Consider the following 26747-nt stretch of genomic DNA (forward strand, 5'->3'; position numbering starts at 1 on the left):
CCTCGCCTTCTGCACGGGTCCGATCACTGCCTGCTGCTGGTGTGCTGGTCGAGCTGCGGGTGGAGTGCCCCGCGTCCCCGGTGGGCCTGCTCACTGATCGGGACGCGGGTGAACTCGGGGGCGCCGATGGCGCTTCGGACACCTGTTGCCCGGTCGAGGTCGTCGAGGAGAACGGCGAGCCGAGCGGCGGCGCCATCCGTGTTCCGGACATCGCCCGCGCTGAGATCGACGGCCGCGCCACCGATTCCGGCGAACCAGCGGGGGGCATCCGGCGAGGCGGGTGGCCCGGCCATGTCTTCCGCCGTGCCTGCGCACTGGGGTGCGCCTGCGGCCTTGAGCAGCGTGGCGGCCTCGGTGACGCTGTCATCGAACGCGTCGGATGCCGTTATGAACGCGGCGAGTGCGTCCCGTGCCGTGGCGTACGCGGCGGCGAGGGTCTGCGGGCTGTGCTCAGCGAGCAGCGCGAGGGCGCGCTCGGTCTTGTCTCGGCGTTCGGCGTCTGCGGCCTTGGCGGCGGTGCGCTCGGCCTTGCGGCGGGCGGCCTCGGCCCTCAGCTTGGCGAAGCGGCCCAACTCGCGTGCGTTGGAGAGCTGATCGGCGGTGACGTGCTCGTCGCCATCGCGCACGCGCTCTTCAAGCGCGGCGAGCAGCTGCTCGGCCTCGCCGGCCTCCTGCTCCGCCTGTTCGACGGCGGTCTCGGCAAGCTGTTCGGTGGGCACGGTGGCGGTGCTCTTGGCGGGGGTCATGATCGGTGCTCTCCTCTTCCGTGGCGGTAGCGGTGCAGTGCGTCGGCATCGATGGCCCACACGCGCGCTCCGATTCGGTCGGCGGGCAGTTGCCCGTTCGTGATCAGTGCGCGGACGTGGCGGGGCGTGCAGCCCATCAAGGTGGCGGCCTCTGCCACACACACCGTGCCCTGCGGGGCAGGCGCGGTTCCGGTAGCGGCAGATTCGAACGGCGCGGTGTCGGAATCGAACGCCTCTGCTCGCTGTGCGGCTGTGTGCAGGGCGAAGAGCACGCGGCGAGTCTCGGGGGCCACCTCGCCCCCGTCGGCACGGACACGGGCCGCGAGATCGCGTACGAGGGCGCGGAGTACTTCGCCTGCGACCGCGGGCGGCACGATCACGGCCCCGTCGGCGCGCGTCAGCCGCTCGGCGCCCGTGCGGCTCACTCCTCGGCCCCCTCGTCGTCGTGGAGTCTCATGGGGCGGCCCTCGTCGTACGCGGCGCACCACTCGGCGGCAACGGCTCGGGTAGTGCGTCCCATGACCGAGGCGTCGGTCTCGGGGTCGAGCAAGGCCAGGCTTCGCACGACCTCCGATGGCGGCTCGGTTACCTGCTGACCCTGCATTGCGAGCCCGGTGGAGAGGCAGCCAAGGACGTCGAGCGTGGACAGGCGGACGGTGCGGCCATTGGTGAGCCGGTAGGTGTGCATGAGGCGTCGTCCGTCGCGGCGTTTCTCAATGGTGGCCAGGCGGCGGGAAATCGGACTGGGGCGGTTCATTGGTGGCGGTCCTTTTCGTCAGCCTCAAGAGCGGCGAGGCGCTGTTCGAGGTCGAGGGATTCCCGCAGGGTGAGGCAGGCGTCGAGCAGGGTGCGGGCTGCCTGGACGCGGGCTTGTCCGCGTTCGTTGTCGAGGGCGTCGACCAGGGCGTCAACGGCCTTGGTCGAGGCGGCGGCGAGGCGGCCGACGGCGAGCTGTAGCAACTCGGTGCGCGCGTCGGTGACTTCCTGCCGAAATGAGGGATCGTCCAGCCATCGCAGGACGGTGCGGCCGGACACTTCGGCGGACTTGGCGGCCTGCCCGGTCGTGCGGCCCTGGGCGAGGGCGAGCACGGCGGCGGGGCGGCGGGTGCTGGTCAAGGGTGTCAGTACTCCAATTCAGCCTCGCGCACGCGCGCGAGACGCGGAACGTCACGGATGGACATTGGGAAGCGGGCGAGCGCCTTGCGGACAACTGAGGGCGCGGTGTTCTTCGCAGGTGAGGGGCTGCGGTGTAGGGGTATGAAGGGATCTCCGGTGATCCCTGTACACACCTGCGTAAGCGAGTTTCGGAAACCCCTACATGGCCCTACATGCGAGCCTGTCAAGGCCCGTCGTCGTCGGTCCCGGCGAGCATCAGGCCGAGGTAGAACTGTCCGGCGCTGCGACGGGTCTTGGTGTGGCCACGCTTGGTCATGGACTCGGCGAACGCGGCCTCGTTGCCAGGTTGTTCGCCGTTCTCCGTGCACCAGCGTGACCATGCGGAAAACAGATCACGGGCTTTGACGGCGCTGTGCGGGCTTGTGAGCGCGCGCTCGTCGAGGAAGCGGGCCAGGACGTCACTGTCAGCCTGATAGGCCGCGGTCCGGGCACGCACGGTCTCGGGAGGGTTCAGGCCCTGTGCCTGGTAGTCGTGCCATCCCTGATAGGCCCATGCGAGTACTGCCGGGGCGGCTTGCTTGAGCCGGTCGGGCAATCCGGGGTCGCGGTCCGCCTCAGGGATCACGACATCGAACGGAACGACGTGGATGCGACGCCAGATGGCGGGGTCATCGCCGGACACCTGGGGCAGGAAGTTGGTCAGCATGACCAGGGTGTGTGAGGGGTCGAAGGTGATCGGGTTGCGGTGCATGAGGTTGGCCTCGATCGGGTCGCCACCGACAAGGCGCTTCATGGTGGCCTCGGCGAACTTGCGCCCCTTCTCAGTCTCCGAGCAGAACGCGAGCCGGGCGCCGCGTAGCCGCATCTTGAAAGCGCCGTGCCGCTCGTGCTTGGACTCCATGAGGATGGCCGGGTCTACCTCGATCGCGTAGTCGCCGAAGGCGGACATGATGGCGTCGCGCAGGGTGCCTTTACCGTTGGCGCCGGTTCCGGTGAAGATCGGCATAACGTGCTCGCGGACCTCGCCCAACATCGCGTATCCGAAAAGGCGTTGAACGAAGGCTCGTACGGTCTCGTCGGGCAGGATGCGGGCGAGGAACGCGGCCCATTCGGTGTCGTGCTCTGCGGCGAGCGGCCCGCCGGCCACCTTGGTCAGCAGGTCCGCCCGGTCATTGGCGCGCACCATCCCGGTGCGCAGGTTCACCGTTCCCGCTGGGGTGTTGAACAGGTACGGGTCTGCGTCCAGCGCACGCGACGTGGTGGAGATGGGCGGGAGCGCGGAGGCGATCCGCACCATGCCGTCAATACCGTTGGCCGACTCGGCCTTTCGGATATCCGTGAACAGTGCGGTGCGCTCGGGGCTGTCGAGCCGGTCGAGTTCGCCAAGGGCAGCCTTGATGGTGGCGACGGCGGCCTCGACGTCCGCGCGTTGTTCGTCGACGGCCCACCGCGCCCCGTCCCATCGGTGCCATCCGATGCCGTGCACGTAGCGCAGGTGGTCGGTGTGCTCGGTCACGAAGCGCTCGGCCATCCGCAGGTGCCCGCGGTGGCGCTCCGGTGCGGCGGGCGGGGCGGCGGTCACTGGCGAGGCAGCAGGCGCGATCGGACGCGCAGGCTCCTCGCACGGGGCGTGCGGGGGAGCCGTGGTGAGCAGCTGCACCGCCGGGTCAAGCGGCGGCGGGGGGCCGCCGTGCGGTATCGGCGGGTCCGGGTGGTGCGAGGTCACGCGGAGACTCCTGGGGCTGTCGGCAGGGGCGGTCGAGTTGGCGGCCGTCGAGGGCGAGAGTGCGGACCCATCCGGGCCGTCCGGGGATGGTGACGGGCGGCCATCCGTGCGTGGCGGTCACGGGGCGTGCGCGGGTGGCTGAGGCGCGGCGGGCCGCGAGTTCGTCTAGCTTGGGTCGACGGGCGAGGCTGCCCGCGATGGTGCGGGCGTAGGTGTTGGCGTCCGCGGTGACGTGGGCATACCAGCGCTCGGGGTCTTCATCGAGCAGGCGGTCGAGCCACGCCTCGCGCGATGCACGGCGGCGCCACTGCTCGGCAGCGGTGATGATCGCGACGGCGCGGCGGTGGTCCGTCGCGCGAAGCGCGCACCATGCTGGGCTGCCGTATTCCGGCGCGTCCGCCACTTCGAGCGCGGTCACTTGAGCGGAAGCCCAAAGAGCCACGGGGTCATGCGCGGTGGACTCGGGCGACGCCGGAAGAACACGAGCGCTGAGTGGGCCGGGGGCGGCCATTAGGCGGCGGTGACTGTCTGCTCGTCGAGCCACCGTTCGACGTCTTCCCATCTGGCGCGCAGATGCCGGCCGACCTTGATGAGACGGGGGCCGCCTCCCCGGTGACTCCACTGGTAGACGGTGGCTAGCGGCACGCCGCAGTAGTCGGCGAGTTCCTGCGCCGTGGCGAGCTTGCGCCGGGGAGCGGACGGGTTTTGGGCCAGGGCGATACGAGACACGGCAACTCCTCAAGTTGAAGCGTTACGAAATCGTGCTCTCGAAAGCTAGCGATCTTCCGCACCAATGTCCAGCGCAATGTAATGTTCCGCTCCATGGATGGAAGCAGTGACAACGGACGAGAACCGAACGACGGGCTCGCGGCCGACGCCTGGCGCACAGACCAAGAGCGTTGGGCGGGTGCTCTCTCGCAGGCTCCCGCTTTCGGCGAGGCGATCGGGAGGCAGCTTCAGCTTGTACGGGAGGGCAAAGGCCGGACGGCCGAAGAGGTTGCGAAGAGGGCACGACAAGTCGGGCTCTCCTGGCATCGGCCGACCGTAGGGCAGATCGAACGCGGCCGACGCGCCCTCTCTGCCGTCGAGCTGATCATGCTGCCGCTCATCTACGGGGTTCCGCTTGGCGAGTTGCTCCCCGCGGGCGTGATCTGGCTGACCCCCGAAGTTGGCGTCTACGACCGCGAGGTGCGCCGTGTGCTCGGCGGCGATCACAACCCGAGTTCTCTCGCGCTCCGCGCCCCCGGTGGCTGGCATGTCAAAGGCGTGAGTGATCGACCCTCTCAAGAAGTCCTAGAGATGGTGCAGGCGTTGGCGCCCTCTCCATGGCCGCTCAATTCCGACCCTCGCTATGTGCAGGACAAGCCGGATGAGGCTGAAGTCAAGGCGGCCAAGCGGCTCGACACCACTCCCCACTTTGTCGCCTATGCCGCGCGCGAGTTCTGGGGGCATGGCCTCGCTGCGGAGCGCGAAGCGCGCCTGAGCGAACGGGGTGAATTGCCCGAGGGGAAAAGGGCTCTCCAGTCCGCGCGCGGCCACATCACGCGCGTGCTTCTGGCTGAGCTCGAACCGGTGGTGAGGGGGCTGGAGGTGGCGCCTAGGCAGGGAGATCTTGACCCCACGGAACCGGGGGCTTTGGAGGACAGACACAAGGGGAGGGAAACAGGTGGCTGAGGTCTACGACAGATGGCACAAGTCGCGTCCGGGCAAGGACGACAAGCCGTGCCGCGAGCACAGCAGCAGGACGCGCAAGCTCGTCCCGAGCAGTGATCACGGCAAGGGGAAGCGGTGGCAGGTCCGTTGGCGCGACGCGAGCGGTAAGCAGCGCAAGGAGAACTTCGACAAGCGGGCCGCCGCTGATACGCGTGCGGCTACGGTCAAAGCCGACCTCGACCGTGGTCTGTACGTCGACCCTGCCGCGGGTAAGGAGAGCTTCCGTGCGGTCGCCGAGCGGTGGCGTACGTCTGCCGTGCACCGCCCCACCTCGGCGTCACGTGTCGAACGCGGGCTGCGCAACCACGTCTATCCGACGTTCGGTGATCGTCCCGTGGCGAGTATCCGGCCGTCGGACATACAGGCATGGATCAAGGACCGCTCGCAGGTGCTCGCGCCGTCGACTCTGGCAGTCACCTACGCCTACTTGGTCACGCCGCTGAAGACAGCCGTTCGAGACCGGATCATTGCGAGCAGCCCGTGTGATGGTGTGCGACTGCCCCGGCAACGGAAAGTCGAGATCACGCCCTTACATATGGACGCGGTTCGCGCGCTCATAGACGCCGCAGCGCCACGATTCCGGGCCTTGTACTTGCTCGCGGCATCATCCGGGCTGCGACAGGGGGAGCTGTTCGGCCTTGAGGTCGACTGCATCGACTTCCTGCGTCGCGAGGTGAAGGTGCGTCAGCAGCTCATCGACCCAGACGACGGTGAGCCCTACCTCGGCGAGCCCAAGACGCACGAGAGCTACCGCACGGTGCCGCTCACGAAGGCGGCCGTGGACGCGCTCGCCGCGCACCTTGAGCAGTTCCCCGCGAGCGGCGTGAAGATCGAGGACCGGACCGACCCGCGCAAGCCGCGCCACCGCATGGCACGGCTGCTCTTCCTTAATGACTACCGCGCGGTGGTTCGGCGCGGGGCGTGGTCGCACGTGTGGCGGAGAGCCCGGCAGAAGGCGAACAAGGCGCTCGCCGCGGCGCACGACAAGGCGCATACGGCATGGGTCCACAACGGCAGGCCGGAGGGTGGTGAACCGTTCCGCGTCGAGGTGCCGGACGGTGCCAGCCTCCACGACCTTCGCCACTTCTATGCGTCGCTCTTGATCAAGCACCGTGAGAGCGTCAAGACGGTGCAGAAGCGGCTAGGTCACGCCAAGCCGTCGATCACGCTCGATACGTACACGCACCTTTGGCCCGATGAGGAGGACACAACGAGGGCGGCCGTCGAGTCGGTCCTCGGCGATGTGCCCCCGTTGTGCCCTGCTAAGTCTGCTTAGCAACGTCCGTGCAGGTCAGACCGGTTGGTCAGCGGTAGTTGGCGAACTGCACAGCGAAGTCGAAGTCCTGCCCCTTGAGCAGCGCCTGTACGGCCTGCAGGTCGTCACGGCTCTTCGAGCTGACCCGCAGCTCGTCGCCCTGGACCTGCGCCTTGACGCCCTTGGGGCCCTCATCGCGGATGATCTTGGCAACCTTCTTCGCGTTCTCCTGGGAGATGCCCTCTTCGATCGAGGCGAAGATCTTGTACTCCTTGCCGGACAGCTGCGGCTCGCCCGCGTCCAGCGACTTCAGCGAGATGCCGCGCTTGATCAACTTGGACTGGAAGATGTCGAGGATCGCCTTGACCCGCTCCTCGCCGTTCGCCTCCATCAGGATCTTCTCGCCGGACCAGGCGATCGAGGCGCCCGTGCCCTTGAAGTCGTAGCGCTGCGAGATCTCCTTGGCGGCCTGGTTGAGGGCGTTGTCGACCTCCTGCCGCTCGACCTTCGAGACGATGTCGAAACTGGAGTCGGCCATGTCCTGTGGCTCCTTGTATCGGGGTCTGTGTACGTCTACGTGCGTCTGCGTACCGAGCAGGTGCACGGCCTTCGGTCCCTGGCCGCACCCGCAAAGCCTAGCCACCGCCTCCGCGCCGGGGGCTGATCAATCGGGTGGCGAAGCACCCCTGTCCATCAGGTATCGTTTACGTCGTTGCCACGGAGCGCCGCCCCAAAGCGGTCGATCCCAGGCAGCGACCCAGGCGGTGTGCCCGAGCGGCCAAAGGGAGCAGACTGTAAATCTGCCGGCTCAGCCTTCCCAGGTTCGAATCCTGGCGCCGCCACACTGGGGAAAGCCCCCTCCGAACTGCGGAAACGCAGCGCGGAGGGGGTTTCTTTTTGTTCGAACGGCGCCGTTCGACGGAGAACCGAAATGCGGGGCTTGCCTCACCTCGTAACGCGGGAATCCCAAGCCTGACCAGCGCGTATGGGGCGGCTGTGGGGCAGCTCCACGGAGAACATCAGTGCTTCAGCGCTTCCTCAATCCTGGCGTTCGCCGTGGACGCGGCGTGGTCCAAGCACTTGGCGTAGACCCGGAACAGCACCGCGACACTGTGGCCGGCGCGCTGCGCGACTACCTGAGGCTCCACTCCAGAACTGAGCGACGTAGAGACGACAGCATGACGTAGGTCATACGGCCGTTTCGCCAGAGGAGACGCGTATTGCACGGCAGTGAGGGCGCGTCGTCGCGCTTCCGCCCACACCTCGCCGTATCCGGCGTCCTGGATGAGGCCGCCGCGAGACGTCCGGAAGAGCCTCCCGTCCGGCGCCGCGCCGTACGCGGTGACGTGCCACCGGAGGAGCGCCACCAGATCAGGAGGGATGGGCACCACCCGTACGGCCTTACGGGGTCGGTGCTTGAGCCCACGCCGGTCGTGAGGCGTGGACGTGTCAGCCCAGGCCGACCCGGAGCGGGCGCGTGTCTCACGGAGCCGCAGGACGCCCCACCCCCGTCGCGGCAGGTGGCAGTCCTCCTTCCGCAGGCCGATGACTTCGGCGGGCCGACGCCTGCGTACGAGGGGAAGGCCTGCACGGTCTGGTTGCCGCCATCCCCGATGCACCGGTAGGTGACCCCCGTGCGGCGGTGACCCGCGTTGAAGAGTCCACACAGTTCCTCGTTGTCGCCTGCCTTGGGCCAAGGACCGTATCGATCTCGTCGAACAGGATCGTGGGCCGACCGTTGGGGTTGGACACAGACCGGAACAGGGCGGCGGCGGACGCGTTGACGGCCGTCATGGGATCGGGCACGAGGGTTTCGACGATCTCCAGGGCCCGCGACTTCCCTGAACCCGGATCCGGAGACAGGAAGGCCAGACGCGGGGTGGAATCGAAGCAGTCGAGCAGATGGGCGTGTGCGTCCCACAAGGCGACCGCGACGTAAGCGGCTTTGGTGGGGAAGACGTTGAAGCGGCGGTGGAAGGCTTCCACCTCATCGAGCAGCGTGGCCCCGTCGATGACGTCGGTCATGCGGCGGCCCTCCCCTCCTGGGCGTTGCGGAGCGGGCAGGTGTCGCGGTGGGCTTAGTGGTCGGCGATCAAGGCCAGGACGCGGGGCTTACCCACGGCGCTGCGATTCCGGCCGCACTCGCACTTCGAGGTGGCGGTGGGGGCCATGCCGCGCGGGGCGACGATGTGCAACCACGCCACAGGGAACCGTCCTTCGCCGGATGGCGGGTCAGGGCGAACAGCAATGGGACGCCTTCGGCGACGCCCTTCGGTTCGCCCACATCCGTCCGGGGCGCGGCTGGTTCGGCGAGGCGGGGGCCCGTCGGGGCGGGGGTGATGCTCTTCAGGGGGGGACTCATGCCGCATCCCGGCGACGCTGGTTGTGGGCAATGGACCAGTTCAGTGCGCTGCGCAGGGTCGCGCGGCACTGGACCGTCGGCTGAAGTTGGCGGTCTCCGAGACGCTTCAGTGCTTCGATAAGGCCCATCTGCCCTGAACAAGTCTCAAGTCACCACGAAATGCTACATGCGGGAGCTGATCCGCGTAAGATTATCCTGACGCTGCTCAGGCGATGCAGCAGAGCCGGTAAACCTAGGTGGGCGCATGGCAGAGCATCGTCTTACACGTCAGGAGCTGATCCGTCGTCAGAGGCGCCTTGGGTTTGTCGGGCGGCAGGGCGAACTAACTGTGTTTAGAGATGTCTTAAGGCAGTCGCCGGAGGAATCTTCGCAGTTCTTATTTCACATCCGAGGACCCGGGGGAGTAGGAAAGTCCACCCTGGTGCACCAGATGGAGAGCGTCGCTCGTGAGGCACAGGCGATCACTGCTTATGTGGATGAAGCGGTGGGGGATGCGATAGAGGCGATGGAGACGATCAGTTTCCAGCTCGCACAGCAAGGCTTGCCGATGAAGGCCTTTGATAAGAAACTGGGAACTTACCGTCAGCGTCGGCATGAGGCTGACGCCGGCGCAGCAACTCTGCCGATGGGCGAATCAGTAGCGGGTATAAATCAGGAACCTACTGGACCTGCGCCGACACCAACCAGCGTAGTTGCCTCGCAGCTAAGCTTGGTTGGCCTGGGCCTTATACCAGGTGTCGGCGCATTCACTGGTGCGGTCGATCCGAATCAGGTAGCAGCGGGAGCTACGCAGCTCAAGTCGATACTAAGCGCACGTTTTGGCAACCGTGATGACGTGCAGCTTATTATGTCTCCGCTCCAAGAGCTTACACCCGTATTTCTTCGAGATCTTTCAGAAATAGCACAGCGCCGACCGTGGGTAGCCCTCTTCTTCGACACCTATGAACGTACGGGGCCTCTGATCAATTCCTGGTTGCGTGATGTTCTTCTTACTGACAAATACGGAGAGTTGCCGGTAAATATCCTGGCGGTCTTGGCTGGACAGGCGCACCTAGAGGAGAGATGTTGGGGTGACTCTCTTGACCTGATTACTGAGTTGCCGCTCGAAGTATTTACTGAAGCCGAAGCGCGTCGACTGCTGGCCGCCAAAGGAGTAACAGATGAGCATGTGGTAGAGGTAATTCTGCATCTATCTGGGCGACTGCCTGTTCTGGTTTCCACACTGGCAGAGAGTCGCCCCGCCAAGGTCGAGGATATAGGAGATCCAAGCGGCACTGCAGTAGAGCGATTTTTGAAATGGGAGTCGGATGCAGATCGTCGAGCAGCCGCTTTGGCTAGCGCCCTACCTCAAGAGCTAGATGAAGATATTTTCCGTACGGCGGTTAACGACGAGGCAACGGGTCTATTTGGCTGGCTACAGTCAATGCCCTTCGTGAATGCCAGAGCTGGCCATATTCGCTATCACGATGTTGTGCGCAGGGCGATGTTGCGCCTTCAGCGTCAGCAATCACCATCCCTTTGGATCAAGCAACACAACAATTTGGCCGCCACATTTCGTGATCGCAGAGTTTCACTAGAGGGTGAGGTCGCCATTCCGGGTGACTGGTGGGATGATGAACAGTGGCGAAGCCATAGGATGCAGGAGGCGTACCACAGACTTTGTGCTAATTCGCGTACTGAATTCCCTATGGCTCTGCGAATGTTGATAGATGCCTGCGACCGCAGTATTAGTATGGGACGTCGTTTTGCTCAAGTTCTAGTTCAGGCTGGGGAGGACGCCGATGTTGCAAGCGTAAGGGATTTCGGCCAGAATTTTATTACACTTTCGGAGGGGGATGTCGCACCGGAAGCGGAGTGCATGACATTTTTGCTTGGGCGCGACGAATTAACCACTCCAGATCGAGCTTTTGTTTACGCACTACGTGGTCGAGATCGGCGTCGTCTGGGGGACCATGAATCAGCTCTGAATGATTACTCTGCGGCGATAGCGCGCGACCCTGAAGTAGGCCGATACTATTCCGGGCGAGGTCTCACATACCAGTCTGTCGGTCGGCATGGCGAGTCTCTCGACGACTTCAATCGCGCTCTTGAACTAGATCCTAGCGATGCAACTGATCGCGTTTCTCGCGGCATGACTCATTTTCAGATGAGTGAATTTGGCGATGCTATCGCTGACTTCAATCGTGCCCTAGAAATTAATCCTGACGTTGCAGAAACATATTCTCTGCGCGGGCTCGCCTTAGGGCAAATAGGGCGAAACGACGATGCGCTTGCTGACTTTAATCGTTCTATTGAACTCGCACCAAAGAACGCAGCGGCCCACACTGCGCGTGGCATGGCATTCAAGGCCTTGGGGCGCGATGAGGAGGCTTTGAGCGAATTCAATCGTGCGCTTGAGCTAGATGGTGAGATTGTCTGGGGTTACAGCAGCCGTGGACTGGCTTACCAGACCATGGGGCGACACGAGGACGCATTAGCCGACTTCAATCGCGTGATTGAAATGGAACCCGGTATTGCCACGCACTACAGCAGTCGCGGCCATAATTTCCATTTTCTCGAACGGTACGAGGAGGCGTTGGCCGACTTTGGTCGGGCAACCGGTCTGGATCCAAATGACGCCAACACTTACCGCAGCCGCAGCCTGACCTACCAGGCGATGGGGCGGTATGAGGAGGCTCTTGTCGATCTAGATCACGCGATCGAACTGACCCCCGAGGATGCCATTGTTTATGGCATCCGTGGTCTGACCTACCAGATCAGGGGGCGACATGAGGAAGCATTGGCCGACTTCAATCGAGGGCTAGAGCTGAACCCCGACATGCCCAGCTGTTACAGCGGCCGTGGCAGGACTTTCCAGTTTTTGGAACGGCATGAAGAGGCTCTAGTCGACTTCAATCGGGCGCTCGAACTGGACCCCGACAGTGCCAATGTTTATAGTAGTCGCGGCCTGGTGCACGAGAATATGGAACGGTACGAGGAGGCGTTGACCGACTTCAATCGGGCACTTGAGTTGGACCCCGATTATGCCACAATTTACAAGAGTCGCGGCCGTATTTACCGATCCTTGGGTCAGTATGACGAGGCCCTAGCCGAACTAAGCCTCGCGCTCGACGCAGCCCCAGACGACGCACAGGTTTACGCTATTCGGGCTACGGTCTGCAATTCCATGGAGAGGTACGAGGATGCCCTAGCTGATTTCGACCGTTCCCTGCAAATCGATGACCAAGATAGTTGGACCCACACTAAGCGCGGCTCGACTTATGAGACGCTGGGACGATATGACGAAGCCTTGCGTGATTTCGATCGCGCCTTGACCCTTGAGCCTGACCACGCGCACGCCCTGACCGTCCGAGGCTCGCTCTATCGACTGATAGGTAGGTATGAGGATGCCCTAGCTGATTTCGACCGTTCCCTGCAAATCGATGACCAAAGCAGTTGGACCCACACCGGCCGGGGCTTGACCTACCGATTGATCGGACGCTACGACGATGCCCTCGCCGACATTAACCGTGGCATTGAAATAGACCCTCATAGCGGCTGGGCTCATTACGAAAAATCCGTATTGCTGCATGCTTTGCTGGACCGAGATCGGAAGAAACACCTTTCACGTGCCATAAAAGTGATCGAACGGGAGAGTCCGACGATATCAAGGCAGGGGAATCTTTTTCTGACTAGCTGCTTGGTCCCGCGCTGGCAAAGAGCGGAGCGTGATTTTTCAGTTTTCATGTCCAGTGTGCCAACACTGGGGTATGCGAATGAGCTACTCGTGGCTATTAAAAGCCTCATAGTAGCGATTCCTTCTAGGCGACCGAATCTAACTCACTTCTCGCTACAGCTCGAAAGTTTCATTGCTGAGTCCCAGTCGACCGAGGCCGGACAATGAAAATGCCTAGATCGTTGCGCCGTTCCGATCGAGTGGTGGCTGTCAGGAGCGGTCCAACACGTGGGGCCAGCGTGGGACAGCACGCAAGGCTCTTCGGTGAAGGCCATGTCAGAGGCGCCTCCCTACGGAGGCTGCAAATCTGCCGGCTCAGCCTTCCCAGGTTCGAATCCTGGCGCCGCCACACGAAGGAGACCCTCTCCGATCTTGCGGAAACGCAAGGCGGAGGGGGTCTTTTCGTACGCTGAGGCTATGTCGTCCATGCCCTCCTCATCGCGTCGCAGGAACTGCCCCGAGTGCCGCCGTGAAATCGCCGTCGTCGGAGGCCGGTTCGCCCGGCATGATCCGCCGGGGGCGCGCGGCAGCGGTGACCTCGTCTCCTGTGCGGGCTCGCGCAGGCAGGCGCTGCTGGGCGCCGCACAGCCCGCTCTGGACGGTTACGCGGTCCCGGGCTTCCCCGGCCAGCTCCCACTCTTCTGAGGCGCTCTCGTGGGGCTCCAGGGCGCCCTGACGCGGGCCGGGGCGGTCACGGTTGGCGGACGTCCATCCGGCTCACCAGACCGTCCTCCCGGAACGTGTACACGTGCTCGACCGTCGTCGGCGCCCAGTGGTCGCCCGTCTCGTCCCGCAGCCCGGGCCGCACCGTCGCCACGACCCGCCGCCCGTCGTCGTCGAGCCGCAGCCGCTCCAGATGCACCAAGGGGTGCATCACCGCGAACTGCCGTGCCCAGTAGGCGCGTACCGCCGCGATGCCGCGGGCACGGGTGTTGTCCAGGAGGTTCGGCCAGTTCACGTCAGGTGCCAGGGAGCGGGGGATGAACGCGTCACGCTCTTCGGTACTGAAGACGGCGTACATCTGCCGCAAGAGGGCTTCCTGCGAGGCGGGCACATCGGAGGCGGGCATGGCGTTCCTCACGTAGGCGGCAGCTCAAGACAAGCACCGCCACGCGCGCGGGGCATCCCTCAGGAGAGCGACTTCGCCGTACGGACGGACGCTGCCGCAATGGAGCAGACGTCAGTTGCCCGCAACGGACTTCACCGCCACGGACACCGGCGTGGACCCGCTGACCAGTTCCAGCGTCAGGCCCGCCGTCGCCGACGAGTCGACGAGCTCGGCGAGGACCGCGGCCACGTCGTCCCGCGGGACGGGACCGCGTCCGGTCGACGCCTCCAGGCGTACGAGACCGGTGCCCGCGTCGTCCGTCAGCATGCCGGGGCGCAGGATCGTCCAGTCCAGGGCCCTGCGGCCGCGTACGGAGGCGTCGGCCTCGCCCTTGGCACGCAGGTAGGCGTCGAAGATCTCGTCGCCCTCGTGCGCGGGGTCCGCGCCCATCGACGACACGACGACGTAGCGCCGCACGCCCGCGCGCTCCGCCGCGTCCGCGAAGAGCACGGCGGCGTCGCGGTCCACCGTGATCTTGCGGTCGGCCCCGCTGCCCGGTCCCGCGCCAGCCGCGAACACGGCAGCGTCGGCGCCTTCCAGAAGCCCGGCGACCTCGTCGACGGACGCCGATTCCAGATCGCACAGCGCCGCCTCGGCACCCGCGTCCCGCAGATCGGCTTCCTGCCCGCTTCTGCGGACGAGCCCGACGACCTCGTCACCTCGCGCGGCGAGCAACCGCTCGAGCCGCAGCGCGATCTGACCATGACCTCCAGCGATGACAATGCGCATGTCTCCGACCGTACGGCAGCCCCCGCAAGATCGCCCCGCGCACGCGGGAGCACGTCAGGAACCTCTGCCCGCCCCCAAGTCCGCCCTCACGCCCGCCCTCACGACGGTTCCGCACCCTTCGCCCGCCCGGGGCCGCCCCCCTTCGAGCGCCCTTGGCGTGGTAGATCGAGCGCCACGGCGGCTGCCGAATCGCAGTACTCCCGCACCGCGCTCGTCCGTGCCACCACGCGCCCCCGGTGCACCACGATGCGGCTGTACGCGAGCGAGAGCGCCCCCGCGAGATGGTCTCCGCGCACCGCGAGCAGCTCGGCAGGGAAGCCCGCCTCCACCCGGACCTGGCGGAGCCCCATCGCGGCCCGAGCCGCCGAGCTGACCGTTCCGTACGCGTCCTCGGGACGCAGCCCGCACCGCGAGGCCAGCAGGTAGGCGGCCTCCAGCGGGTCCCCGCGCCCCACCGGGTTCGACACGTCCCGCATGGCCCCGCTGCCCGCGGCGATTCGCACACCGGCCGCCCGCAGCAGCCGGACCGGAGCCACCGCGCCCCGCCTCTCCACGCTTCCGCACCCGCCCTGCGGCAGGCACACCACCGTCACGCCGGCCGCCGCCAGCTGTTCCGCCGTCCGTGCGGCCACGTCCGACGGCAGCCGCCCGAGCCCGCCGCACGGCCCGATCGTCACCCCGGGCCGCAGTCCGCCCGCCATCGCGGCGAGCCGCCCGAGCCGCGCCGGATCGCTACCGTCCGTGTGCAGGTCGACGGGACAGCCGTGCTCGGCGGCGACCTCGAGGACCGCCTCCACGTACCCGGTCGGATCGGGATCCAGGTCGGGGCAGCCGCCCACCACGGAGGCGCCCATCTTCACCGCGTCCCGCAGCATCGCGAGCCCGTCGGCACCGGCCACCCCGGTCAGTAGCCGCGGTACCGCCACGGCTGCCAGGTCGACCAGGCCGCGCAGCGAACGCCGCGCCTGCAGCACCGCCTCCATCGAGGTGAGCCCGGGGACGTCACCGATCCGCACGTGCGAGCGCAGCGCCGTCGCGCCGTGCCCGAGTTGCAGCAGTGCGGCCTCGGTGGCCCTGCGCTGGACATCGGCGAGTTCGTACGAGACGGGGCCCTCCGCGTCCGCCGACAGTGCCGTGTCGCTGTGCGCGTGCGGTTCGGCGGCGGCCGGCACCAGGAGATAGCCGGCGAGGTCCACGCGCGTGGCGTGCGTGGCGTGCGTGGTCAGGCTTCCCGTCGTGCCGACCGCTTCGATGCGCCCGGAGCCGAGCCGCACGTCCACGGTCCGGCCGTCGGTCAGCCGGGCGCCGCACAGGAGCAGCGCGGAGGCGTCGGCGCCATCCCCTGAGGAGCCGGAAGAGCCGGAGGGCCCGGAGGAGTGGGGCTGCGGCTGACTGTCGGGCATCGCGCTCCTGAGGTTCGGGGGCGGCTGCGGGGCATGGCGTCGTCCGGGGACGGAGGCGCCCGGGATCGAGACGTCCAAGATCACGCAGGGTGGGTCGAGCCTAGGACGGCGACCGGCCCTCTTCGAGGAGGAGCGGAATAGTCGTACCGGCGTGGTGTGGAGCTACGTACGGGCACGCGCCGAGCCGCCGGACGGGCACGCGCCGAGCCGCCGGACGGGCACGCGCCGAGCCGCCGGACGGGCACGCGCTGAGCCGCCGGACGGGCACGCAGATAACGACCGGACGGGTACGCCGATAACGACCGGATGGGTACGCCGATAACGACCGGATGGGTACGCAGATGCCGACCGGATGGGTACGCAGATGCCGACCGGAAGGGTACGCAGCGACCGCCGGACGGGTACGCGGCGAGCCGCCGGACAGGCAGGCCGCGAGCCGCCGATCAGGCACACCGCCGGCCGCCGGACAGGCAGGCCATGCGCCACCGGGCAGGCACGTCCGAGCCGCCGGTCAAGGCACGCCGCGAGCCACCCATAGGCCGCGCCCCGTGCCACCGGTCAGCCATGCCTTGAGCCGTCGGCCAGTCACGCCGCCGGCCGCCTGACAGCCACGCCTCTAGCACCGGTTAGCCACGCCCCGAGCCGCCGGACAGGCATGCCTCGAGCCGCCGGTCAGCCACGCCCCGAGCCGCCGGTAGGTCACGTCCCGAGCCACCGTCCAGGGAGGCCCCGAGCCACCGGTCAGTCACACCGCGAGCCGCCGGACAGTCACCCCCCCCGAGCCGCCGGACAGGCAGGGCCCAACCCACCGATCAGGCACGCGCTGAGCCGCCGGACAGTCACCCCCCGAGCCGCCGGACAGGCATGCCCCAACCCACCGATCAGCCATGCCCCGAGCCGCCGGACGGGTACGCAGCGCCCAACCAACAGCTACGCCCTGAGCCTTCGGACGGGTACGCAGCGCCCAACCAACAGCTACGCCCCGAGCCGCCGGACGGGTACGCAGCGACCCACCCACCAGCCAAGCCCCGACCCACCCACCAGCCAAGCCCGCCCCGCCCCACCGATCAACCAAGCCCCGCCCCACCGATCAACCAAGCCCCGCCCCACCGAACAGACACCCCCGCGCCGCCCAACCCCCGGCACGACGATGTGGCGTGAGGCGCCGAAGTGACGTGGTGAGACGGCCGGGACGCCTGCCGCGATGCACCCGGACAGCCCCGGCGAAACGGATTTGGGCGATCGGCGACCGACCGTGTAATGTCTTCATCGCTCGCCCCAATAGCTCAGTCGGTAGAGCGTCTCCATGGTAAGGAGAAGGTCTGCGGTTCGATTCCGCATTGGGGCTCTGATGTCGCGTGATCCTCGTCCTCGGGCGAGGGGATCCGGCATCGCAGCGGTGTAGCTCAGTCGGTAGAGCAAGCGGCTCATAATCGCTGTGTCACCGGTTCAAGTCCGGTCACCGCTACTCAATTGGTAGCCGATTGTGGGGTCGGACCTTCGATCGGCTACTCTTTTTTTGCGTTCATCCGTCCATCCGTCCGTCAAGGAGCACTCACGTGGCTGCCACAGACGTCCGCCCGAAGATCACGCTGGCCTGCGTGGAGTGCAAGGAGCGGAACTACATCACCAAGAAGAACCGGCGTAACGACCCGGACCGTCTTGAGATGAAGAAGCACTGCCCGCGCTGCAACGCGCACACTGCGCACCGCGAAACGCGCTAGATACAGGCTCGTACACGAGGCCGTCCCCGATTTCTGGGGGCGGCCTCGCGTCGTTTACCCATACCTGCAGGAGGTACCGAGTCCATGGCGCTCGACCAGTCCTTCGTCGGGCGGTCCTACCCGCCCACCGATCCCTATGAGGTCGGCCGGGAGAAGATCCGTGAGTTCGCCGAGGCGGTGGGCGACGCCAACCCCGCGTACGTCGACGCGGAGGCCGCCAAGGCGTTCGGGCACCCTGATGTGATCGCGCCGCCGACCTTCGTGTTCGCCATCTCGTTCAAGGCCGCGGGCAAGGTCGTCGAGGACCCGCAGCTGGGGCTCGACTACAGCCGCGTCGTGCACGGGGACCAGAAGTTCGCGTACACGCGTCCGGTGCGCGCGGGGGACCGGCTCACGGTCACCTCGACCATCGAGGCCATCAAGTCGATGGCGGGCAACGACATCCTGGACATCCGCGGCGAGGTCCACGACGAGGCCGGCGAGCACGTCGTGACCGCCTGGACGAAGCTCGTCGCGCGTGCGGCGGAGCCTGCGGCAGAGGGAGAGTGACGCGATGACCGCCAAGATTTCGTACGACAGCGTCGAGGTCGGCACCGAGCTGACGGCCCAGAGCTTCCCTGTGACGCGTGCCACGCTCGTGCGGTACGCGGGCGCCTCGGGTGACTTCAACCCGATCCACTGGAACGAGAAGTTCGCGGTCGAGGTCGGCCTCCCCGACGTCATCGCCCACGGCATGTTCACCATGGCCGAGGCGATCCGCGTGGTCACTGACTGGGTGGGTGACCCGGCCGCCGTCGTCGAGTACGGCGTGCGCTTCACCAAGCCCGTCGTGGTCCCGAACGACGACCAGGGCGCGCTGATCGAGGTCAGCGCCAAGGTCGCCCAGAAGCTCGACGACAACCGGGTCCGCGTGGACCTGGTGGCGACGAGCGCAGGCCAGAAGGTCCTCGGCATGTCCCGGGCCGTGGTCCAGCTCGCCTGACCTCGCGTGCAGCTTTGTGAGTAAGGGGCATCCGCCGTGGGCGGGTGCCCCTTACTCGCCTATCGAGGTCCCTCGTCCCTCGCCTATCGACGTCCCTCGCCTATCGATGTCCCTCGCCTATCGACGTCCCTCGGCCATCGAGGTTCCTCGTCCCTCGTGATCGAGGTCCCTTGGGCGTCGAGGTCTCTTGACTAAGGTAGTGATTGGCCACTAACTTAATCGCATGGTCAGGATGAGCGCAGAGGAGCGGCGCGAGAGCGTCATCCGCGCGGCGATGATCGAGTTCGCCCGCGGTGGCTACAACGGCACGTCCACCGAGGTGATCGCCAAGCGGGTGGGTGTCTCGCAGCCGTATCTCTTCCGCCTCTTCCCGGGCAAGCAGGCGATCTTCCTTGCCGCGTCCGGGCGTTGCTGTCGGGAGGTCACCGAGGTCTTCCGGAAGGCGGCGGAGGGGCTCGAGGGGGAGGGGGCCCTGCACGCCATGGGTGAGGCCTACCAGGCGCTCATCGCCGACGACCCGGACAAGCTGCTCATGCAGATGCAGATGTACGTCGCCGTGGCCTCCGCGGAGGCGTCCGGCGACCGGGAGTTCGGCGAGGCGCTGCGGACCGCCTGGATGGAGATGTACGACACGGTCCGCCTCGCACTGGGGCCGGACCTTGGCGACACGACGCAGTTCCTTGCGTACGGAATGCTGGTCAATGTCCTGGTGTCGATGGGGTTCCGGCCCGATCACCGGGTGTGGACCGGCTTCTACGAGTCGGCGCAGCCCAAGGCGTGAGTCGTGCTGGTCGGGGGTGCGTACTTTTGCGCCCACAGAAGTTAGTCATCAATAACTAACCACAGGGGAAAGCAATGTCACAGCAGACAGCACGGCGCGGGGAAGCGGCCTGGGCCCTCGCCATCACCAGCGTCGCCGGATTCATGGCGGCCCTCGACAACTTGGTCGTCACCACGGCCCTGCCCGCCATCCGCGAGGACTTCGGGGGAGCGCTGCACGATCTCGAATGGACGGTGAGTGCGTACACCCTCACCTTCGCCGTGCTGTTGATGTTCGGCGCGGCCCTGGGCGACCGCTTCGGGCGCCGCAAGCTCTTCATCACCGGCCTCGCGGTCTTCACCGCGGCCTCCGGCGCCGCGGCCCTCGCGCCCGGCATCGAAGCGCTGATCGCCGCCCGCGCGGTCCAGGGCGTCGGCGCCGCGATCATGATGCCCCTGACGCTGACCCTCCTGACGGCGGCCGTGCCGGTGGCCAAGCGCGGGATGGTGTACGGGATATGGGGCGCCGTCAACGGCCTCGCGGTCGCCAGCGGTCCGCTCATCGGCGGCAGCCTCACCGAACACGCGTCCTGGCAGTGGATCTTCTGGCTGAACGTCCCGCTCGGCCTCGCGGTGCTGCCGCTTGCCCGGCTGTTGCTCTCCGAGTCGTACGGCACGGGAGCGCCGCTCGACATCACCGGGACGCTGCTGGCCAGCGGCGGGCTCTTCGGCATCGTGTACGCGCTGATCCGCGGCAACATCGACGGCTGGACCAGTGCGGCCGTCCTCATCGGCCTGATCGGCGGCGGCGCTCTTCTCGCCCTCTTCGTACGCCACGGCATCCGCGGCGAGAACCCGATGCTGCCGATGCGGCTCTTCCGGAACCGGGCGTTCTCCGCGATCAACGCCGCGAGCCTGCTGATGTTCGTCGGGATGTTCGGCTCGATCTTCCTGCTCGCCCAGTTCCTGCAGACCGTCGTCGGCTACTCGCCCACCGAGGCGGGGCTGCGCATGCTCCCCTGGACCGGAATGCCGATGATCGTCTCTCCCGTCGCGGCCTATCTCTCGGACCGGTTCGGCGGCCGCCCGGTGGTGACCGCGGGTCTCGCGCTCCAGGCCGTCGGCCTCGCCTGGTTCGCGGCCGTCCTGGAGCCCGATGTGTCGTACGCCGCCCAGCTGCCCGCCCTGATCATCAGCGGGGTCGGCATGGCGCTGTACTTCGCCCCCGCCGCGAACCTGGTGATGTCCAGCGTCCGCGCCTCCGAGCAGGGCATCGCGTCCGGTGCCAACAACGCCCTGCGCGAGGTCGGCGGCGCCCTCGGCATCGCGATCCTCGCCTCGGTCTTCTCCGCCCAGGGCGGCTACGGGCCCGCCCAGCACTTCGTGGACGGCCTCGGGCCCGCGCTGTGGGTCGGCGCCGCGCTGGTCGGTGTGGGCGCGGTCGCGGCGGCGCTCCTCCCGGGGCGGGCCGCGACCGGGAAGCAGGCCGGCGCCGTACCGGCCGCTGCCGATGAGCGCACTCCGGCCGGTGTCTGAACCGGCTCCGCCCGGCCCCACCCTCCGCGGTCCGTGGCCCTGCCCGAGCGGCGGGGCCACGGACCGTACCCTTGAGCTCGTGCAGGAACTCCACGATGCCCCCCTCGCCCCGCTGACCACCTTCCGGCTCGGCGGCCCCGCGGCCCGTCTGATCACCGCGACGACCGACGCCGAGGTGATCGCCGCCGTCCGCGAAGCCGACGACTCCGGGACCCCGCTGCTGCTCATCGGAGGCGGCTCGAACCTCGTCATCGGGGACAAGGGCTTCGACGGCACCGCGGTGCGCATCGCCACGAAGGGCTTCGAACTCGACGGCACGAAGCTCGAGTTGGCGGCCGGTGAGGTGTGGACCGACGCGGTGGCCCGCGTCGTGGATGCCGGTCTCGCGGGCATCGAGTGCCTCGCCGGGATCCCGGGCTCCGCGGGCGCGACGCCGATCCAGAACGTGGGGGCGTACGGCCAGGAGGTCTCGTCGACCATCACCGAAGTGATCGCGTACGACAGGACGACGCACGAGACGGTCACCGTCACGAACACCGAGTGCGACTTCTCGTACCGACACAGCCGTTTCAAGGCCGAACCCGACCGCTTCGTGGTGCTGCGTGTCCGCTTCGCCCTTGAGGACGCCCAGGGAATGAGCGCCCCCCTCAAGTACCCGGAGACGGCCCGCACGCTCGGCGTCGAGGCGGGCGACCGGGTGCCCGCGGCGGTCGCCCGTGAGACCGTCCTGAAGCTGCGCGCGGGCAAGGGCATGGTGCTGGACCCCGAGGACCACGACAGCTGGTCGGCCGGGTCCTTCTTCACCAACCCGATCCTCACCGAGGAGGAGTTCACCGCCTTCCACGCGCGCGTGGTGGACCGGCTCGGCCCGGACGTGGCGCCCCCCGCCTTCCCGACGGAGGACGGCCGCGTGAAGACCTCCGCAGCCTGGCTCATCGACAAGGCGGGCTTCACCAAGGGCTACGGAGAGGGCCCGGCCCGCATCTCCACCAAGCACACGCTCGCCCTGACCAACCGCGGCGGCGCGACCACGGAGGACCTGCTGGCCCTGGCCCGTGAGGTCGTCGCCGGAGTACGAGGCGCCTTCGGGGTCACGCTGGTCAACGAACCGGTGACGGTGGGCGTCAGCCTCTGAGCCACTCCTCGATCCCCGAAAGCAGCTTCTCCTGTACGTCGACGGGGGCGGCCGAGCCGCGTACCGACTGACGGGCGAGCTCGGCCAGGTCGCTGTCTTCGAAGGCGTGGTGCTTGCGCGCGATCTCGTACTGCGCGGCCAGCCGTGACCCGAAGAGCAGCGGATCGTCGGCCCCCAGAGCCATCGGCACCCCGGCGTCGTAGAGGGTGCGCAGCGGCACGTCCTCGGGCTTCTCGTAGACGCCAAGCGCCACGTTCGACGCCGGGCACACCTCGCAGGTCACTCCCCGCTCGGCAAGCCGCTTCAGGAGCCGTGGATCCTCCGCCGCCCGCACCCCGTGCCCGATCCGCCCCGCATGCAGGTCGTCCAGGCAGTCCCGCACCGAAGCGGGCCCGCTGAGCTCACCGCCGTGCGGCGCCGCGAGCAGGCCGCCGTCCCGCGCGATCGCGAAGGCCCGGTCGAAGTCCCGTGCGAAGCCCCGGCGCTCGTCGTTGGAGAGCCCGAAGCCGACGATGCCGCGATCGGCGTACCGCACCGCGAGCCGGGCCAGCGTGCGGGCGTCCAGAGGGTGCTTCATGCGGTTCGCGGCCACGAGCACGCGCATTCCGAGGCCGGTGTCCCGCGAGGCGCTCTCGACGGCGTCCAGGATGATTTCCAGGGCCGGGATGAGCCCACCGAGCCGCGGCGCGTACGACGTCGGGTCGACCTGGATCTCCAGCCACCCCGACCCGTCCCGCAGATCCTCCTCCGCGGCCTCCCGCACCAGGCGCTGGATGTCCTCGGGCTCCCGGAGGCAGGACCGCGCCATGTCGTAGAGCCGCTGGAAGCGGAACCACCCGCGTTCATCGGTCGCCCGCAGCTGCGGAGGCTCGCCGCCGGTCAGCGCCGGGGGCAGCCGCACCCCGTACTTGTCGGCGAGCTCCAGCAGGGTCGTGGGCCGCATCGACCCCGTGAAGTGCAGATGCAGATGGGCCTTCGGCAGCTCTCTAACGTCACGTACGCGCTCCATTCAAGGATCTTGCCGTACGTACGGGGCGTGCCGGTAGCCACTTTCCCCCTTCGTGCTCATCCCCGAACGAAGAAACGGGCCGCCTCCCCAAAGAGGGGAGACGGCCCGCGCCGAACCGGCAGGGGGTCAGTCGCGCGCCTCGGCCAGCAGCTTCTGCATCCGCGAGACGCCCTCGACGAGGTCCTCGTCACCCAGCGCGTACGAAAGGCGCAGGTAGCCCGGCGTCCCGAAGGCCTCGCCCGGAACGACCGCGACCTCGGCCTCCTCCAGGATCAGCGCGGCGAGCTCCACGGAGTCCTGCGGACGCTTGCCGCGGATCTCCTTGCCGATGAGGCCCTTCACCGACGGGTACGCGTAGAAGGCGCCCTCCGGCTCGGGGCAGAACACACCCTCGATGTCGTTCAGCATCCGCACCATGGTCTTGCGGCGCCGGTCGAAGGCCTCGCGCATCTTGTCGACGGCGGTCAGATCGCCGGATACGGCCGCGATGGCCGCCACCTGCGCGACGTTGGAGACGTTCGACGTGGCGTGCGACTGGAGGTTCGTCGCGGCCTTCACCACATCCTTCGGGCCGACGATCCATCCCACGCGCCAGCCGGTCATGGCGTACGTCTTGGCCACGCCGTTGACCACGATGCACTTGTCGCGCAGCTCCGGCAGGATCGCCGGGAGCGAGGTGAACTTCGCTTCTCCGTAGACGAGGTGCTCGTAGATCTCGTCGGTCATGACCCACAGGCCGTGCTCGACGGCCCAGCGGCCGATCGCCTCGGCGTCGGCCTCGCTGTAGACGGCACCCGTCGGGTTGGACGGCGACACGAAGAGGACGACCTTCGTGCGCTCCGTGCGAGCGGCCTCCAGCTGCTCCACCGAGACGCGGTAGCCCGTGGTCTCGTCGGCGACGACATCGACCGGCACGCCGCCCGCGAGACGGATCGACTCCGGGTACGTCGTCCAGTAGGGAGCCGGGACGATGACCTCGTCCCCCGGGTCGAGGATCGCGGCGAACGCCTGGTAGATCGCCTGCTTGCCGCCGTTCGTCACCAGGACCTGCGAGGCGTCGACCTCGTACCCGGAGTCGCGCAGCGTCTTCGCGGCGATCGCGGCCTTGAGCTCGGGGAGCCCGCCGGCCGGGGTGTAGCGGTGGTACTTCGGGTTCTTGCAGGCCTCGACGGCGGCTTCGACGATGTAGTCGGGCGTCGGGAAGTCGGGCTCACCCGCGCCGAAACCGATCACCGGCCGCCCGGCGGCCTTGAGGGCCTTCGCCTTGGCGTCGACAGCGAGGGTCGCGGACTCGGAGATCGCGCCGATGCGGGCGGAGACCCGGCGCTCGGTGGGAGAAGTGGAAGCGCTCATCGCCCCATCGTTCCAGACCTGAAACGCCCTCGGCACACGGCTTTCGGTGTTTGGCGCGGGCCGCCGGATCCGTTTCTGTTCGACGGGGCGCCGCAGAGCACGTACACTCACTGCTCGTTGGCCCTCACCGGCCGCACCTTCTCCTCGCACTCTGTGCACTTGGGCGGATGCGGTAGGTTGGGGGAAATCAAAGGGTCGTAGCTCAATTGGTAGAGCACTGGTCTCCAAAACCAGCGGTTGGGGGTTCAAGTCCCTCCGGCCCTGCTACACACTCCTCTCGCCAGGATGTGTGCGCACATGTACGTACTGCATTGCACCGCCGTGCGGCTCATACCGGGCGCGGCACGGCCACGACCCGGAATCAGGTGAGGACGAGTGACGGACGCCGTGGGCTCCATCGACATGCCTGATGCCGAGGACGAGGCGCCGGATTCCAAGAAGAAGGCGCGTAAGGGCGGCAAGCGCGGCAAGAAGGGCCCCTTCGGCCGTCTCGCGCTCTTCTACCGCCAGATCGTCGCGGAACTCCGCAAGGTCGTCTGGCCGACTCGCAGTCAGCTCACGACGTACACCACCGTGGTGATTGTCTTCGTCGTCATCATGATCGGCCTCGTGACCGTGATTGACTATGGGTTCAACCAGGCCGTCAAGTACGTCTTCGGCTGAGCCGATGGCTGAGCCGAGAGCGAAGGGCGCCGTACCCGGCGCCCGTTTCGCGCGTTCCACCCCTCTGTATCCAGGAAGAAGCAGCCACCGTGTCTGACCCGAACCTGAACGACGCCGTTGAGCCGCGCGTGGATTCCGAGGAGTCCGTGGAGGACCAGCTCGACATCGTCGAGGCGGCGGACGCCGAGGAGCCGGACCAGGCCGAGGCTGCTGACGCCGCCGCCGGCGCACCCGCCGAAGAGTCGGCGCTGCACGTCGAGACCGACGCCGAGTCCGCCGATGACGCCGAGGCGGGCGACGACGCCGAGGCGGGCGACGACGCCGAGGCGGGCGACGAAGCCGCCGCCGAGTCCGACGAGGACGGGACCGAAGAGGGCGCCGAGGCTGCCGAGTCCGCTGAGGATGAGGAGGAGGCCGAGCCGGTCGACCCCATCGTGGCGCTGCGCGACGAGCTCCGTACCCTCCCCGGCGAGTGGTACGTCATCCACACGTACGCCGGCTACGAGAACCGCGTGAAGACCAACCTCGAGCAGCGTGCCGTCTCGCTGAACGTCGAGGACTTCATCTTCCAGGCCGAGGTGCCGCAGGAAGAAGTCGCGCAGATCAAGAACGGTGAGCGCAAGACCATCCGTCAGAACAAGCTCCCCGGGTACGTCCTGGTGCGCATGGACCTGACGAACGAGTCCTGGGGCGTCGTCCGCAACACCCCCGGTGTCACCGGCTTCGTGGGCAACGCCTACGACCCGTACCCCCTGACCCTGGACGAGATCGTCAAGATGCTCGCCCCCGAGGCCGAGGAGAAGGCAGCCCGCGAGGCCGCCGAGGCCGAGGGCAAGCCGGCTCCGTCCCGCAAGGTCGAGGTCCAGGTGCTCGACTTCGAGGTCGGCGACTCGGTCACCGTCACCGACGGCCCGTTCGCGACGCTGCAGGCGACGATCAACGAGATCAACGCCGACTCGAAGAAGGTCAAGGGTCTCGTCGAGATCTTCGGCCGCGAGACCCCGGTCGAGCTCAGCTTCGACCAGATCCAGAAGAACTAGCCCTCGCGGCTTCCTGGCTTCCTCTGGAACACACGCCTCCGAACAGGTCAGACGGGCTCTCAAAGCCTGTCTGACCTGCTCGGTTTTTGGCCGCGTGGCGATACCCGTTATCGTGGTGCGGTATGCCTCCATCCGGATGACTGGATGGTGGCTGGAAACTCTCACTAGGACCCGGAGAGAGCAATGCCTCCCAAGAAGAAGAAGGTCACGGGGCTTATCAAGCTCCAGATCCAGGCCGGCGCAGCCAACCCGGCCCCGCCGGTCGGCCCCGCGCTGGGCCAGCACGGCGTCAACATCATGGAGTTCTGCAAGGCCTACAACGCCGCGACCGAGTCGCAGCGTGGCTGGGTCATCCCGGTGGAGATCACGGTCTACGAAGACCGCTCCTTCACCTTCGTGACCAAGACTCCGCCGGCCGCCAAGATGATCCTCAAGGCCGCGGGTGTCGAGAAGGGCTCCGGCGAGCCGCACAAGACCAAGGTCGCCAAGATCACCGAGGCGCAGGTCCGCGAGATCGCCACCACCAAGATGGAAGATCTCAACGCCAACGACCTGGACGCCGCGTCGAAGATCATCGCCGGCACCGCCCGTTCCATGGGCATCACGGTCGAGGGCTAAGAGCTTTCCCCGTCTGACCTTTCTCAGTGGTAGGGCCACGCGCCGGCCCGCACCA

27 protein-coding genes, 4 tRNA genes and 1 pseudogene are annotated in these 26747 nt (G+C 67.2%); 17 read left to right on the top strand and 15 right to left on the bottom strand.

The features are described 5' to 3' along the window. Positions 1-23: 23 nt before the first annotated feature. The 7 genes from ACZ5WE_RS22015 to ACZ5WE_RS22045 all read right to left on the bottom strand — a co-directional run bounded on the left by ACZ5WE_RS22015 (position 24) and on the right by ACZ5WE_RS22045 (position 4317). Positions 24-746 carry a hypothetical protein gene (locus ACZ5WE_RS22015; protein WP_467691472.1) on the bottom strand — a complete coding sequence of 241 codons (723 nt, stop codon included), beginning with the start codon at positions 744-746 and terminating at the stop codon, positions 24-26. Next, positions 743-1171 carry a helix-turn-helix domain-containing protein gene (locus ACZ5WE_RS22020; RefSeq protein ID WP_467691474.1) on the bottom strand — a complete coding sequence of 143 codons (429 nt, stop codon included), beginning with the start codon at positions 1169-1171 and terminating at the stop codon, positions 743-745. Before ACZ5WE_RS22020 ends, ACZ5WE_RS22015 begins: the two co-directional genes overlap by 4 nt. Then, a complete protein-coding gene (locus tag ACZ5WE_RS22025) occupies positions 1168-1503 on the bottom strand; it encodes a hypothetical protein (RefSeq protein WP_467691476.1) in 336 nt (111 codons plus the stop codon). The genes ACZ5WE_RS22020 and ACZ5WE_RS22025 overlap by 4 nt, the downstream gene beginning before the upstream one ends. Beyond that, on the bottom strand, positions 1500-1862 hold the full coding sequence (locus tag ACZ5WE_RS22030; protein ID WP_467691478.1) for a hypothetical protein: 363 nt from the start codon (positions 1860-1862) through the stop codon (positions 1500-1502). The genes ACZ5WE_RS22025 and ACZ5WE_RS22030 overlap by 4 nt, the downstream gene beginning before the upstream one ends. Positions 1863-2085: 223 nt before the next feature. Then, the gene (locus ACZ5WE_RS22035; protein ID WP_467691480.1) at positions 2086-3588 is read right to left on the bottom strand and encodes a DNA primase family protein; all 1503 of its coding nucleotides are present in this window, start codon (positions 3586-3588) and stop codon (positions 2086-2088) included. After that, positions 3530-4006 carry a hypothetical protein gene (locus tag ACZ5WE_RS22040; RefSeq protein WP_467691482.1) on the bottom strand — a complete coding sequence of 159 codons (477 nt, stop codon included), beginning with the start codon at positions 4004-4006 and terminating at the stop codon, positions 3530-3532. Before ACZ5WE_RS22040 ends, ACZ5WE_RS22035 begins: the two co-directional genes overlap by 59 nt. A 92-nt stretch (positions 4007-4098) precedes the next feature. Beyond that, on the bottom strand, positions 4099-4317 hold the full coding sequence (locus tag ACZ5WE_RS22045) for a helix-turn-helix transcriptional regulator (protein ID WP_467691484.1): 219 nt from the start codon (positions 4315-4317) through the stop codon (positions 4099-4101). 93 nt (positions 4318-4410) lie between these two features. On the opposite strand from ACZ5WE_RS22045, the gene ACZ5WE_RS22050 reads away from it, so the two are divergent. Beyond that, on the top strand, positions 4411-5262 hold the full coding sequence (locus tag ACZ5WE_RS22050) for a helix-turn-helix domain-containing protein (protein WP_467691486.1): 852 nt from the start codon (positions 4411-4413) through the stop codon (positions 5260-5262). After that, positions 5255-6577, top strand: coding sequence for a tyrosine-type recombinase/integrase (locus ACZ5WE_RS22055; protein WP_467691488.1), 1323 nt, complete (start codon positions 5255-5257; stop codon positions 6575-6577). Before ACZ5WE_RS22050 ends, ACZ5WE_RS22055 begins: the two co-directional genes overlap by 8 nt. A gap of 28 nt (positions 6578-6605) precedes the next feature. On the opposite strand, the gene ACZ5WE_RS22060 is transcribed toward ACZ5WE_RS22055, so the two are convergent. Beyond that, complete coding sequence (locus ACZ5WE_RS22060) at positions 6606-7094, bottom strand: YajQ family cyclic di-GMP-binding protein (RefSeq protein WP_249588357.1); 489 nt, start codon at positions 7092-7094, stop codon at positions 6606-6608. Positions 7095-7316: 222 nt separating this feature from the next. On the opposite strand from ACZ5WE_RS22060, the gene ACZ5WE_RS22065 reads away from it, so the two are divergent. Continuing rightward, positions 7317-7398 (top strand) — tRNA-Tyr (locus tag ACZ5WE_RS22065). 719 nt (positions 7399-8117) lie between these two features. Here the strand turns inward: ACZ5WE_RS22065 and ACZ5WE_RS22070 are convergent. Beyond that, positions 8118-8581: pseudogene (locus ACZ5WE_RS22070) on the bottom strand (DUF3631 domain-containing protein); the annotation flags it as partial. A 53-nt stretch (positions 8582-8634) separates the two neighbouring features. Then, entirely contained in the window at positions 8635-8760 is a 126-nt protein-coding gene (locus ACZ5WE_RS22075) for a hypothetical protein (RefSeq protein ID WP_467691490.1), read from the bottom strand. A gap of 402 nt (positions 8761-9162) precedes the next feature. Between ACZ5WE_RS22075 and ACZ5WE_RS22080 the strand changes: the two genes are divergently transcribed. After that, entirely contained in the window at positions 9163-12801 is a 3639-nt protein-coding gene (locus tag ACZ5WE_RS22080) for a tetratricopeptide repeat protein (RefSeq protein ID WP_467691492.1), read from the top strand. A gap of 258 nt (positions 12802-13059) precedes the next feature. Continuing rightward, positions 13060-13278: a hypothetical protein gene (locus tag ACZ5WE_RS22085; protein ID WP_467691829.1), complete on the top strand. Its 219-nt coding sequence runs from the start codon at positions 13060-13062 to the stop codon at positions 13276-13278. Positions 13279-13324: 46 nt separating this feature from the next. Here ACZ5WE_RS22085 and ACZ5WE_RS22090 read toward each other — a convergent pair whose 3' ends face one another. The 3 genes from ACZ5WE_RS22090 to ACZ5WE_RS22100 form a co-directional block, all read right to left on the bottom strand. Continuing rightward, the gene (locus tag ACZ5WE_RS22090) at positions 13325-13702 is read right to left on the bottom strand and encodes a nuclear transport factor 2 family protein (protein ID WP_467691494.1); all 378 of its coding nucleotides are present in this window, start codon (positions 13700-13702) and stop codon (positions 13325-13327) included. A 111-nt stretch (positions 13703-13813) separates the two neighbouring features. After that, positions 13814-14470, bottom strand: coding sequence for an SDR family oxidoreductase (locus ACZ5WE_RS22095; RefSeq protein ID WP_467691496.1), 657 nt, complete (start codon positions 14468-14470; stop codon positions 13814-13816). A gap of 98 nt (positions 14471-14568) precedes the next feature. Then, positions 14569-15873 (bottom strand): amidohydrolase family protein, encoded by a 1305-nt coding sequence (locus tag ACZ5WE_RS22100; RefSeq protein ID WP_467691498.1) that lies wholly within the window; start codon positions 15871-15873, stop codon positions 14569-14571. A 1275-nt stretch (positions 15874-17148) separates the two neighbouring features. On the opposite strand from ACZ5WE_RS22100, the gene ACZ5WE_RS22105 reads away from it, so the two are divergent. The 8 genes from ACZ5WE_RS22105 (at position 17149) to ACZ5WE_RS22140 (ending at position 22009) form a co-directional block, all read left to right on the top strand. Further along, positions 17149-17221, top strand: a tRNA-Thr gene (locus ACZ5WE_RS22105). 47 nt (positions 17222-17268) lie between these two features. Next, positions 17269-17341: transfer RNA gene (locus ACZ5WE_RS22110), tRNA-Met, on the top strand. Positions 17342-17432: 91 nt separating this feature from the next. Further along, positions 17433-17597: a 50S ribosomal protein L33 gene (gene rpmG / locus ACZ5WE_RS22115; protein ID WP_004571794.1), complete on the top strand. Its 165-nt coding sequence runs from the start codon at positions 17433-17435 to the stop codon at positions 17595-17597. Positions 17598-17681: 84 nt separating this feature from the next. Further along, on the top strand, positions 17682-18146 hold the full coding sequence (locus ACZ5WE_RS22120; RefSeq protein WP_467691500.1) for an FAS1-like dehydratase domain-containing protein: 465 nt from the start codon (positions 17682-17684) through the stop codon (positions 18144-18146). A 4-nt stretch (positions 18147-18150) separates the two neighbouring features. Beyond that, positions 18151-18579 (top strand): MaoC family dehydratase, encoded by a 429-nt coding sequence (locus tag ACZ5WE_RS22125; RefSeq protein ID WP_467691502.1) that lies wholly within the window; start codon positions 18151-18153, stop codon positions 18577-18579. Positions 18580-18802: 223 nt separating this feature from the next. After that, entirely contained in the window at positions 18803-19360 is a 558-nt protein-coding gene (locus ACZ5WE_RS22130) for a TetR/AcrR family transcriptional regulator (protein WP_467691504.1), read from the top strand. 74 nt (positions 19361-19434) lie between these two features. After that, the gene (locus ACZ5WE_RS22135) at positions 19435-20874 is read left to right on the top strand and encodes a DHA2 family efflux MFS transporter permease subunit (RefSeq protein ID WP_467691506.1); all 1440 of its coding nucleotides are present in this window, start codon (positions 19435-19437) and stop codon (positions 20872-20874) included. Then, a complete protein-coding gene (locus ACZ5WE_RS22140; protein ID WP_467691507.1) occupies positions 20849-22009 on the top strand; it encodes a UDP-N-acetylmuramate dehydrogenase in 1161 nt (386 codons plus the stop codon). The genes ACZ5WE_RS22135 and ACZ5WE_RS22140 overlap by 26 nt, the downstream gene beginning before the upstream one ends. On the opposite strand, the gene ACZ5WE_RS22145 is transcribed toward ACZ5WE_RS22140, so the two are convergent. Both ACZ5WE_RS22145 and ACZ5WE_RS22150 read right to left on the bottom strand, forming a co-directional pair. Continuing rightward, a complete protein-coding gene (locus ACZ5WE_RS22145; RefSeq protein WP_467691509.1) occupies positions 21999-23018 on the bottom strand; it encodes an adenosine deaminase in 1020 nt (339 codons plus the stop codon). The two genes, ACZ5WE_RS22140 and ACZ5WE_RS22145, sit on opposite strands and share 11 nt — an antisense overlap. 126 nt (positions 23019-23144) lie before the next feature. Next, positions 23145-24371, bottom strand: coding sequence for a pyridoxal phosphate-dependent aminotransferase (locus ACZ5WE_RS22150; protein ID WP_467691511.1), 1227 nt, complete (start codon positions 24369-24371; stop codon positions 23145-23147). A 191-nt stretch (positions 24372-24562) separates the two neighbouring features. Here ACZ5WE_RS22150 and ACZ5WE_RS22155 point away from each other — a divergent pair. The 4 genes from ACZ5WE_RS22155 (at position 24563) to rplK (ending at position 26692) form a co-directional block, all read left to right on the top strand. Beyond that, a tRNA-Trp gene (locus tag ACZ5WE_RS22155) sits at positions 24563-24635 on the top strand. 111 nt (positions 24636-24746) lie between these two features. Beyond that, complete coding sequence (gene secE / locus ACZ5WE_RS22160) at positions 24747-25034, top strand: preprotein translocase subunit SecE (protein ID WP_467691512.1); 288 nt, start codon at positions 24747-24749, stop codon at positions 25032-25034. A gap of 89 nt (positions 25035-25123) precedes the next feature. Beyond that, positions 25124-26074 (top strand): transcription termination/antitermination protein NusG, encoded by a 951-nt coding sequence (nusG, locus tag ACZ5WE_RS22165; RefSeq protein ID WP_467691513.1) that lies wholly within the window; start codon positions 25124-25126, stop codon positions 26072-26074. Positions 26075-26257: 183 nt separating this feature from the next. After that, the gene (rplK, locus tag ACZ5WE_RS22170; RefSeq protein WP_160506641.1) at positions 26258-26692 is read left to right on the top strand and encodes a 50S ribosomal protein L11; all 435 of its coding nucleotides are present in this window, start codon (positions 26258-26260) and stop codon (positions 26690-26692) included. The last annotated feature ends 55 nt before the right edge of the window (positions 26693-26747 follow it).

It is taken from the genome of Streptomyces sp. NPDC033180, assembly GCF_055577645.1.

What these genes read in the sequence shown, in the direction of transcription:
- ACZ5WE_RS22015 (WP_467691472.1), bottom strand. Translation starts at nt 746, where the DNA reads ATGACCCCCGCCAAGAGCACCGCCACCGTGCCCACCGAACAGCTTGCC.
- ACZ5WE_RS22025 (WP_467691476.1), bottom strand. Translation starts at nt 1,503, where the DNA reads ATGAACCGCCCCAGTCCGATTTCCCGCCGCCTGGCCACCATTGAGAAA.
- ACZ5WE_RS22050 (WP_467691486.1), top strand. Translation starts at nt 4,411, where the DNA reads ATGGATGGAAGCAGTGACAACGGACGAGAACCGAACGACGGGCTCGCG.
- ACZ5WE_RS22060 (WP_249588357.1), bottom strand. Translation starts at nt 7,094, where the DNA reads ATGGCCGACTCCAGTTTCGACATCGTCTCGAAGGTCGAGCGGCAGGAG.
- ACZ5WE_RS22080 (WP_467691492.1), top strand. Translation starts at nt 9,163, where the DNA reads ATGGCAGAGCATCGTCTTACACGTCAGGAGCTGATCCGTCGTCAGAGG.
- ACZ5WE_RS22085 (WP_467691829.1), top strand. Translation starts at nt 13,060, where the DNA reads ATGCCCTCCTCATCGCGTCGCAGGAACTGCCCCGAGTGCCGCCGTGAA.
- ACZ5WE_RS22090 (WP_467691494.1), bottom strand. Translation starts at nt 13,702, where the DNA reads ATGCCCGCCTCCGATGTGCCCGCCTCGCAGGAAGCCCTCTTGCGGCAG.
- ACZ5WE_RS22095 (WP_467691496.1), bottom strand. Translation starts at nt 14,470, where the DNA reads ATGCGCATTGTCATCGCTGGAGGTCATGGTCAGATCGCGCTGCGGCTC.
- ACZ5WE_RS22100 (WP_467691498.1), bottom strand. Translation starts at nt 15,873, where the DNA reads ATGCCCGACAGTCAGCCGCAGCCCCACTCCTCCGGGCCCTCCGGCTCT.
- ACZ5WE_RS22120 (WP_467691500.1), top strand. Translation starts at nt 17,682, where the DNA reads ATGGCGCTCGACCAGTCCTTCGTCGGGCGGTCCTACCCGCCCACCGAT.
- ACZ5WE_RS22125 (WP_467691502.1), top strand. Translation starts at nt 18,151, where the DNA reads ATGACCGCCAAGATTTCGTACGACAGCGTCGAGGTCGGCACCGAGCTG.
- ACZ5WE_RS22130 (WP_467691504.1), top strand. Translation starts at nt 18,803, where the DNA reads ATGGTCAGGATGAGCGCAGAGGAGCGGCGCGAGAGCGTCATCCGCGCG.
- ACZ5WE_RS22135 (WP_467691506.1), top strand. Translation starts at nt 19,435, where the DNA reads ATGTCACAGCAGACAGCACGGCGCGGGGAAGCGGCCTGGGCCCTCGCC.
- ACZ5WE_RS22140 (WP_467691507.1), top strand. Translation starts at nt 20,849, where the DNA reads ATGAGCGCACTCCGGCCGGTGTCTGAACCGGCTCCGCCCGGCCCCACC.
- ACZ5WE_RS22145 (WP_467691509.1), bottom strand. Translation starts at nt 23,018, where the DNA reads ATGGAGCGCGTACGTGACGTTAGAGAGCTGCCGAAGGCCCATCTGCAT.
- ACZ5WE_RS22150 (WP_467691511.1), bottom strand. Translation starts at nt 24,371, where the DNA reads ATGAGCGCTTCCACTTCTCCCACCGAGCGCCGGGTCTCCGCCCGCATC.
- rplK (WP_160506641.1), top strand. Translation starts at nt 26,258, where the DNA reads ATGCCTCCCAAGAAGAAGAAGGTCACGGGGCTTATCAAGCTCCAGATC.